General features: G+C 75.9%; 7 protein-coding genes and 1 pseudogene. 3 read left to right on the top strand and 5 right to left on the bottom strand.

Going from position 1 to position 8815, the window contains the following annotated elements; genetic code table 11:
* Positions 1-366: 366 nt before the first annotated feature.
* Positions 367-2043, bottom strand: coding sequence for a DUF885 domain-containing protein (locus tag ABZW03_RS31735; protein WP_355265931.1), 1677 nt, complete (start codon positions 2041-2043; stop codon positions 367-369).
* Between the two features lie 319 nt (positions 2044-2362).
* Positions 2363-2791: a DUF5997 family protein gene (locus ABZW03_RS31730; protein ID WP_355265928.1), complete on the bottom strand. Its 429-nt coding sequence runs from the start codon at positions 2789-2791 to the stop codon at positions 2363-2365.
* A gap of 67 nt (positions 2792-2858) precedes the next feature.
* Here ABZW03_RS31730 and ABZW03_RS31725 point away from each other — a divergent pair, with 67 nt between their 5' ends.
* The gene (locus ABZW03_RS31725; protein ID WP_355265934.1) at positions 2859-3692 is read left to right on the top strand and encodes a LysR family substrate-binding domain-containing protein; all 834 of its coding nucleotides are present in this window, start codon (positions 2859-2861) and stop codon (positions 3690-3692) included.
* Positions 3693-3745: 53 nt separating this feature from the next.
* Positions 3746-4327: a YetF domain-containing protein gene (locus tag ABZW03_RS31720; RefSeq protein WP_355265925.1), complete on the top strand. Its 582-nt coding sequence runs from the start codon at positions 3746-3748 to the stop codon at positions 4325-4327.
* A gap of 108 nt (positions 4328-4435) precedes the next feature.
* Here ABZW03_RS31720 and ABZW03_RS31715 read toward each other — a convergent pair whose 3' ends face one another.
* Positions 4436-5164 (bottom strand): rhomboid-like protein, encoded by a 729-nt coding sequence (locus ABZW03_RS31715; RefSeq protein ID WP_355265922.1) that lies wholly within the window; start codon positions 5162-5164, stop codon positions 4436-4438.
* Positions 5165-5298: 134 nt separating this feature from the next.
* Entirely contained in the window at positions 5299-6648 is a 1350-nt protein-coding gene (locus ABZW03_RS31710) for a cytochrome P450 (protein ID WP_355265920.1), read from the bottom strand.
* Positions 6649-6955: 307 nt separating this feature from the next.
* Between ABZW03_RS31710 and ABZW03_RS31705 the strand changes: the two genes are divergently transcribed.
* Positions 6956-8359 (top strand): amidase, encoded by a 1404-nt coding sequence (locus ABZW03_RS31705; RefSeq protein WP_355265918.1) that lies wholly within the window; start codon positions 6956-6958, stop codon positions 8357-8359.
* A gap of 74 nt (positions 8360-8433) precedes the next feature.
* On the opposite strand, the pseudogene ABZW03_RS31700 reads toward ABZW03_RS31705, so the two are convergent.
* A pseudogene (locus tag ABZW03_RS31700) lies at positions 8434-8815 on the bottom strand (FUSC family protein); the annotation flags it as partial.

Raw genomic sequence — 8815 nt, 5'->3', positions numbered from 1 at the left:
GCGGCGTCACCCGCGGCCGCCGGGGCGGAGGAGCCGGGCCCCTGGGCGGCGCGGTCGCCGACGGCGCCGGAGGAGCAGCCGACGGCCGTCGCGGCGAGCAGGACGGCCGCGGCCACGGCCAGGGCACGGCGGGCGGGAGCCGGCACGGGTTCCTCCAACGGGGTGCGCGGGGGCGGCGGTCGCCGGGGAGCCGGAGACCGCGCCAGCGGACACTACCGTGCCGGTGGGCCGACGGGGTGACGCCACGTCCGGGCGCGCGAAGCCTTCGCCGGGCGTGCGGAACCGTTTCCGCGCGGTCGCGCTCCGGACGGCGGGACGGGGAGCCCGACGGGCCGGCACCGGAGTCCGGAGAGCGCGTCGGCCCGCCTAGTGCTCCAGGATCCAGTCCGTCACCAGCTCCTCCAGCACCCCCAGCGGCAGGCTGCCGTGCCCGATCAGCTGGTGGTGGAACTCCCGGACGTCGAACCGGGCGCCGAGCACGGCCTGGGCCCGCTCGCGGTGCCGCACGATCTCCCGGCGGCCGATCAGGTAGGCGGTGGCCTGGCCCGGCCAGGCGATGTAGCGGTCGATCTCGTTGCGGATGTTGGCCTCGGGGGTGGCCGTGTTGGCCCGCACGAAGGCCTTCGCCCGCTCCCGGGACCAGCCGTAGTGGTGCATCCCGGTGTCCACCACCAGCCGGACCGCCCGCAGCGCGTCCAGCGAGAGCATGCCGAACCGGGACAGCTCGGAGCCGTACAGCCCCATCTCGTCCGCGAGCCGCTCGGTGTACAGCCCCCAGCCCTCGACGTGGGCGGTCAGCCGGCCGCTCGGGTTGCGGCGGAACCGCGGCAGGTGGTGCAGGGTCTGTGCGACGGCGAGCTGGAGGTGGTGGCCGGGCACGCTCTCGTGGAAGGCGATCGCCTCGTACTCGTAGCCGAACCGGGTCTCCGGGCGCAGCGTGTTGATCCAGTGGGTGCCGGGCAGCCCGCCCGGGCCCGGCGGCTGGTAGTAGGCCAGCGGCGCGGTCTCCGCCTCGATCGGGTCGATCTCCCTGGTCACGCAGTCGGCGATCGGGTACGGGCGGAACCAGTCGGCGGAGGCCCGGCGGGCCCGCTCCAGCGCGCCGTCCACCAGGGCGACGATCTCGGCCGCGCTGCCGAAGCGCAGCGAGGGGTCCTCGCGCAGCGCGGTCAGGACGGCCGCGGGGTCGGTGACGCCCAGCACCTTGCCGCCCAGCTCGGCGAACTCCTCGCGCAGCGCCGCGACGGCCTCCAGGCCGATCCGGTGCACCTCCTCGGGGGTGAGCCCGGGCCGGGTGAAGCGGGCGACGGCGTCCGCGTAGCCCTCGGCGCCGCCCGGCACGTGGCAGACCCCGGCCTTGTCGTCCGGCCGGGCGCCCGGCGCCAGCCGCTGGGCCAGCCCGGCCCGGAAGCGGGCCACCGCCGGGCGGACGGCGTCGCGCACCAGGGCGTGGGCGCGCTCGAACTCAGGGCGGCCGGCCAGCGGCCGCAGCAGCTTGTCCTCGGCCGGGGCGGTGGCGAGGTGGGCGTCCAGCTGGGCGACGGCCGCGTCGACCCCGCTGCGCAGCGGACGGCGGCCCTCCTCGGCGGCCTCCAGGGTGCGGCGCAGGACGGCGTCGAAGTACCCGGGCAGCGCGGCGAGGCGTTCCAGGTGGGCGTCGGCGCCCTCCTGGTCGACCGAGGTCATGGTGAGCGCGGAGAAGGCCTCGTTCTGCGGGGCGACGACGGTCGCCGAGACGCTGAACTCGTCCAGGCCGTGGGTGATCCGGCCGATGCCGTTGTCGAGCAGCCGGGCGAGCACCCGGTGGGTGATTCGGTCCTCGCCGGCCAGCGCGTCCAGGGGGATCGCGGCCAGCCGGTCGGCGAAGCCCCGCAGCGCCTCGCGGTGGCGGTGCGCGGCCGCGCGGGACGGGTCCGGCACCAGGTGGGCGTAGCCCTCGACCCCGCTGAGGCTCGCCTCGAAGGGGTTGTGGGTGTTCTCGGCGGCGAAGAACTCGTCCGCGAGTGCGGCGAGTCCGGCGTGCTGAGGCTGCTGCTCGATCACTGGTCCCCCTGGTCCGTGCGGTCGGTGCGGCACGGGGTGCCCTGGGGCGCCCCGATCCCGCCGATTATTCGGAGCGACCGGCGGCCCGGTCAATACGCGCCGGAGGGCGGGGAGTTCCGCCGGCGGCCGGTGTCGGTCACGCCGCCGACGAGCCGGACCGGCGCTGCGGCCGAAGCCGGATCAGTGCCGCGACCGGGACCGGATCAGTGCCGCGGCCGGGGCCGGATCAGCGCCCGTCCGCGGGCCCCCGGACCCGCCCGGGCACGACTGTGCCGACGCCCGTCGGGACGGACGCCGGCACCATCAGGGGGAGGGCGGGTCAGCGGGCCTGGGCGTCCTTCGCCTCCTTGGCAGCCTTGGCGGCGGCCTCCTTCTCGTGCTTCTCCTTGATCCGGGCGGTCTCCTTGCGGACGTCCACCTGGTTGGCGCGCTCGTGCTGGAGCCAGAGCGGGTTCTCGTCCTTGAGCGCCTCGATCTGCTCGGTGGTGAGCGCCTCCGTCACGCCGCCGCGGGCCAGGCCGGAGATCGAGATGCCGAGCTTGGCGGCGACCACCGGGCGCGGGTGCGGGCCGTTCTTGCGCAGGTCCTGGAGCCACTGCGGCGGCTCGGCCTGCAGCTTGTTCAGCTCCTCGCGGGAGACCACGCCCTCCTGGAAGTCGGTCGGCGCGGCGTCGAGGTAGATCCCCAGCTTCTTGGCCGCCGTGGCCGGCTTCATGGTCTGGCTGGTCTTCTGCTTGAGCGATGTCATGGTGACAAGGGTAAGGGAGTGCGCGGGCGCTTCCGGTCACGGTCGGTAGCCTTGCCCTGTGACAGACATGCAGGTGAACCCCTCCTTCCGGCTCGTGTACGTCCCGGGCGTGACCCCCGGCAAATGGGTCAGGGTCTGGAGCGAGCGGCTCCCGGACGTGCCGCTGGACCTCCTCGCGGTGCCGTTCGGCGACGGCGAGCGCCTCCTGCGCGAGGGCGGCGCGGACGCCGGGCTGGTCCGGCTGCCGGTCGACAAGGACGTGCTGAGCGCGATCCCGCTCTACACCGAGACCACCGTCGTGGTCTTCCCCAAGGACCACTGGCTCGCCGCCGCCGAGGAGGTCTCACCGGCCGACCTGGCCGAGGAGGTGGTCTTCCACCCGCTCGACGACACCCTCGGCCTCACCGCCGACACCCTGCCCGGGCGCCCCGCCATCGCCCGCCCGGACAGCACGGCGGACGCGATCGAGCTGGTCGCGGCGAACGTCGGCGTGCTGCTGGTGCCGCAGTCGCTGGCCCGGCTGCACCACCGCCGGGACCTCACCTACCGGCCGGTGACGGAGGCGCCGCAGTCCCAGGTGGCGCTGTCCTGGCCGCAGGAGCGGACCACGGAGCTGGTGGAGGAGTTCATCGGGATCGTCCGCGGCCGGACGGTCAACAGCTCGCGCGGGCGCGGGGCCGGGCAGGCGGCGCCCGAGGCGCAGCCGAAGAAGGCGGCGGCCGGCCGGGGCAGGCCGCAGCAGCAGAAGGCCGGCGGGCAGAAGAGCGGCGCGCAGAAGGCGGGCGGGCAGAAGACCGGCGGGCAGCGGGCGGGGTCGCCGAAGGGTGGTGGCGCCAAGGCCGGGGGCGCCAAGGCCGCCGGTCGGGGCGCGGCGGCCCGGCGCGGCAGGCCGAAGCGCTGACCGTGGCGTAGCGTCGGCCCCGTTCGCAGCCGTCGAGCGGGAGGAACGGGGCCGTGTGGCACGACCTGGTGGCCGTCCAGATGCCGATCGTGGAGAAGATCCTCCGCACGGTCGCCGTCTACGCACTGATCCTGGTGCTGTTCCGGCTCGCCGGGAAGCGCGGGCTGGCGGGGATGAACACCTTCGACATGGTGGTCGTCTTCCTGCTCTCCAACGTGGTGCAGAACGCCATCATCGGCAGCGACAACAGCCTGCTCGGCGGCGTGATCGGGGCGGTCACCCTGATCGCGGTGAACGCCGTCGTCATCCGCTGGCTCGCCCGGGACCCGAGGGCGGCCCGGCTCCTGGAGGGCACCGCCACCACCGTGGTGGAGGACGGCCGGCTGGTGCCCGGCGCGCTGCGCAGCCTGGCGCTGCGCCCGTCCGAGCTGGAGCACGCCGTCCGGATCCAGAACGGCGACGACATCGGTGAGGTCGCCCGGGCCCGGCTGGAGCCGGACGGGCAGCTGCTGGTCGCCCTCAAGGCGGACGAGCAGAGCGCCACCCGGGGCGACGTCGAGGACCTGCGGCGCCGGCTGGCGGAGATCGAGCGGCTGCTCACCGCCATCGCCGCCGACCGCCGCCCGCCCGGCTGACGCGGGTTCAGCCCCTCGGCCGCCCAGCCCCCCGCCCGTTCAACCTCCCCGGCCGTTCAGCCCCCGCCCGTTCAGCCCCCCGGCCGTCGAGGCCATACGGGTGGACGGTCACCGGCGGACGTCCGCCGGGGCAGGGGCCTCGGCGCGGCGGCGCCGGGAGGCGGTGAGCGCCACGGTGGCGGCCAGGGCGAAGCCGAACCCGGCGGAGAGCAGGTGGCCGACGGTGGTGAAGTCCGGGAGCGGGCCGGGCCACGCGCCGCCGCCGGCGAGCGGCCAGGCGACGACGAAGGCGGCCCAGGGCAGCCGGGCCCGGCGGGGCACGCCGAGGGTGGCGAGGGCGAGGACGGTCTGCGCGCCGTAGCTGATGCCGTAGTCCGAGGCCTGCCGCACGCCCTCCGGGTACCAGCCCTGCCGCAGGGCGAGCAGGATCACCGCGGCGGTGACCAGGGTGGCGAGGACGTGCCCGCCGAGGAAGACGGCGGCGGCGCGCGGGCCGCCGAAGCGGCGTTCGGTCCAGGCGAGGCAGCAGCCTACGCCCAGGCCGAGGGTGATCAGGGTGCTGCCGAAGCCGGTGGTGAGGACCTCGGTGAGGGTGCCGTCGAAGAGCAGCGCGCTGCCGAGCAGGGCGGTGACCGGGTGGTCGTGCAGGTTGTCGAGGTTGGTGCTGACGTGGTCGCGGAGCGCGTCCGCGCGGTCCGCGGCGAGCACGCTCCCGACCCAGACGTGGCCGAGCAGGAGCAGCACGACGTAGCCGAAGGTCAGCGGCGAGCGGCGCGGGTACGTCCGGACGGCGCGGAGCGGCCCGGTCAGGAGCCCCCGTGGGGTGCGAGCGTTCATGGTCTGGTGGTGTCCCGGTCAAGCGGCCTGGTTCCGGCCGGCGCCCGTACGGCCGGCCACGCCGGGACAGTACCGAAGCCCCGTCACCCGCGCCCGGCCGGAGTCCCGTCGGCGGAGTCCGGCCCGGAGCCCCGTCAGCGGACCCGGCGGGTCAGCCGCGCGGTGAAGGGCCGGGGTGCCAGGGAGGCGCTGCGGGTGGGGCGGACGGGCCGGCCGGGCGTGGGGGTGACGGTCCAGCGGGCGGCGATGGTGGCGATGGCGAGGACGGCCTCGGTGGTGCCGAAGGCGTCGCCGATGCAGCGGCGGGCGCCGAGGCCGAAGGGCGTGTAGGTGCCGGGGGCGGGGCGGGCGGTGGTGAGCCAGCGGTCGGGGTCGAAGCGGTCGGGGCGGGGGAAGAGGTCGGCCCGGCGGTGCAGCAGGTACGGGCTGTACAGCAGGGTGGCGCCGGCCGGGATGCGGTGGCCGCCGAGCTCGGTGTCGGTGGTGGCGGTGCGGCTGAGGATCCACGGTGGCGGGTAGAGCCGCAGGGTCTCGCTGACGATCCGGGCGGTGAGCGGGAGCGCGGGCAGGTCCTCGTGGCGGGCGGGGCGGCCGTCCAGGACGGTGTCGAGTTCGGCGTGCAGCCGGGTCCGGACGGCCGGGTTGGCGGCGAGCAGCGTCCAGGCCCAGGAGAGGGTGGCGGCGGTGGTCTCCATGCCGGCCAGCAGGAAGGTGACCACCTGCTCGTGGACCTCGGCGTCGGACAGGTGCCGGCCGTCCTCGTCCGTCGCGGCGAGCAGCGTGGAGAGCAGGTCGTGCCGGTCGGTGCCGGCGGCGCGGTAGTCGGCGATCAGCCGCCGGGTGATCTCCCGCAGGTCCTGCTGGGCGCGGCGGAAGCGGCGGTTGCCGGGGGTGGGGAGGCGGTCGGCGCCGGGCAGCGGCAGCATCGCCCGCCGGCCGACGCCGTGGGTCACCACGTCCATGATCCGGTGCAGCGGCAGCGCGCCGGCCCGCTCGTGCGCGGCGAACAGGCAGCGGGCGGTGACGGCGGTGGAGAGCCGGTGCATCGCGGCGGGGACGTCGATCACGCCGCCGTCGCGCCAGCGGGCGGTGGCGCCGGCGATCTCCTCGGCCATCAGCGCGGCGTAGTCGGGCAGCCGGTCGCGGTCGAACGCGGGCTGCAGCATCCGGCGCTGGCGCCGGTGGGCGGCGGCCGGGCAGGTGGCGAGGCCGTTGCCGAGGACCTCCCGGGCCTTGTCCAGGAGCGGCCCGCCCTTGTCGAAGGTGCGGTCGTCGGTGAGCAGCAGGCGCACCAGTTCGGGGTGGCAGACCACGTACGCGCGCAGCGGGCCGAGCCGCAGCCGGACGAGGTCGCCGTGGGCGGGCAGTCCGGCGACGAACTCGTGCGGGCGGTGCAGCAGGGCGGCGGCGTGGCCGAGCAGCGGGAGGCCGCCGGGGGCGGTGGCCGCGGTGAACCGGGTGGTCGGGAAGAAGGGGGTCGGCACGGGCGGCACCTTGGTTCGGGCGGAAGGACCGGGACGAATCGCGAACGTGATCTTTCCCGGCGGCGTGCGGCGAAACGATCGCGGACCGGCGGACGGGGTGAACGCGGGGGCGCGGGCCGAACGGTCGTGCGCCCTCGAAGATTTGAGGGACCGTTTACCCGCCCGGGGCGTCCCGGGCCCGCGACCGCCGACGATCCTGCCTACACTCGAACCCTTGCGAGATTACCGGTCAGTAGAGCCGGGCGGGAACGACCGGCCGGAGCGATCGCCGGACGGCGGAACGTCCGGCAGGGAGTGGGGAGTTCGGATGACCGACGAGCGGGTCCACGCGTTCGCCGACGACGCCCTGGGCGCCTACGACGCGGTGGCGCTCGCCGCGCTGGTGCGGTCCGGCGACGTCAACCCGAGGGAGCTGGTCGGCGCGGCCGTCGACCGGGCCGCCCGGGTGGACGGCACGCTGCTGCCCGTCGCCCACGCTTCGTACGACAAGCCGCAGATCAGCCGGGAGGGCATCGGCGGTCCGCTGTGGGGCGTGCCGACCTACCTCAAGGACAACGTGGACCTGCGCGGCCTGCCGACCGCGATGGGCAGCGAGGCCTACCGCGCCCGCCCGGCCCGCCGCAACGCGCGCTTCACCGACCAGTTCCTCGCCACCGGCCTGGCCGTGCTCGGCAAGACCCGGCTGCCCGAGTTCGGCCTCAACGCCTCCACCGAGTTCGCCACCGCCCAGCCGGTGCGCAACCCGTGGAAGCCCTCGCACTCGGCCGGCGCCTCCTCGGGCGGCGCGGCGGCCCTGGTGGCCTCCGGCGTGGTGCCGATCGCGCACGCCAACGACGGCGGCGGCTCGATCCGCATCCCGGCGGCCTGTTGCGGGCTGGTCGGGCTCAAGCCCACCCGGGGCCGGCTGGTCACCAACGCCCAGGGCGGAAAGCTGCCGATCGACCTGGTCACCGACGGGGTGCTGACCCGTTCGGTGCGCGACACCGCCGCGTTCTTCGCCGCCGCCGAGCGGCACCACGGCAACCCGAAGCTGCCGCCGCTCGGACTGGTCGAGGGGCCGGGCGGGCAGCGGCTGCGGATCGGCCTGGTGGTGGACTCGCCGATCGCCAGGACCGACGAGCCGACCCGGCGGGTGGTCGAGGAGACCGCCGCCCGGCTGGAGGCGATGGGCCACCTGGTCGAGCCGACCGCGCTGCCCTTCGGCGAGGAGTTCTCCCGCGACTTCGTCAGCTACTGGGGCTACATCGCCTGGGCCATCGCGGCCACCGGCCGGCTGCTGATCGACCCGAGCTTCCGGGCCGGGCGGCTGGACGGCCTGACCACCGGGCTGCGCCGCCGCTTCCAGGCGGAGTTCCCGCAGACCCCCGGCGTGCTGCGGCGGCTGCGCCGGGCCGAGGGCGTGTACGCGCGGATCTTCCACCGCCACGACGTGATCCTCTCCCCGGTGCTCGCCCACACCGTCCCGCCGATCGGGCACCTGAGCCCGAACGTGGACTTCGACGAGCTGATCGAGCGGCTGCTGCGCTACGTCGCCTTCACCCCGGTCAACAACGTGACCGGCGGCCCGGGCATCGCCCTGCCGGCGGGCTCGGCGCCCAGCGGGCTGCCGGTCGGGGTGCATCTGTCGGCGGCGCACGGGCAGGAGCGGCTGCTGCTGGAGCTGGCCTTCGCGCTGGAGGCGGAGCGGCCCTGGCGGCGGATCCAGGACTGAAACCGGTCCGAAGGTCCGAAGGCGTGAGCCCGGCCCGAGCCCGAGCCCGGCCTGAGCACGGGCGGCGCCGGCGCTCAGCGCACCGGCGCCGCCACCGCCCGGGCCGCGTGCACCTCGTGGTGCAGCCGGGCCAGCGCGCAGTCCGGCGCCAGGAGGTCCGGCTCCGCCTCCGGCAGCGGCTCGCCGGTGCGCAGCGCCTCGGCCAGGTCGGCCAGCTCCCGGGCGACGGCGGCGACCTCGGCGGGCGTCGGCACCGGCGCGCCGTGCTCGACCCGGACCCGGGTGGCGGTGGTGGCGTCCACGATCCGCTCGACCGCGATCACCACCGGCCACCACGCCTGCGCCCGGGCCCCGACCGGCGGCGGCTCGGTGAGCGCCCGCTGGAACTCGCTACGCACCGTGGAGAGGTCCCGGTAGAGCCGCCGTTCACCGGGACGGCGTCGAGCCTGATGAACC

Source organism: Kitasatospora sp. NPDC004799, from assembly GCF_040609095.1.
Classification (GTDB): Bacteria; Actinomycetota; Actinomycetes; order Streptomycetales; family Streptomycetaceae; genus Kitasatospora.
This window is presented reverse-complemented; position numbering and strand designations above follow the sequence as displayed.

What these genes read in the sequence shown, in the direction of transcription:
- ABZW03_RS31715 (WP_355265922.1), bottom strand. Translation starts at nt 5,164, where the DNA reads ATGAACGCTCGCACCCCACGGGGGCTCCTGACCGGGCCGCTCCGCGCC.
- ABZW03_RS31705 (WP_355265918.1), top strand. Translation starts at nt 6,956, where the DNA reads ATGACCGACGAGCGGGTCCACGCGTTCGCCGACGACGCCCTGGGCGCC.
- ABZW03_RS31725 (WP_355265934.1), top strand. Translation starts at nt 2,859, where the DNA reads ATGCAGGTGAACCCCTCCTTCCGGCTCGTGTACGTCCCGGGCGTGACC.
- ABZW03_RS31730 (WP_355265928.1), bottom strand. Translation starts at nt 2,791, where the DNA reads ATGACATCGCTCAAGCAGAAGACCAGCCAGACCATGAAGCCGGCCACG.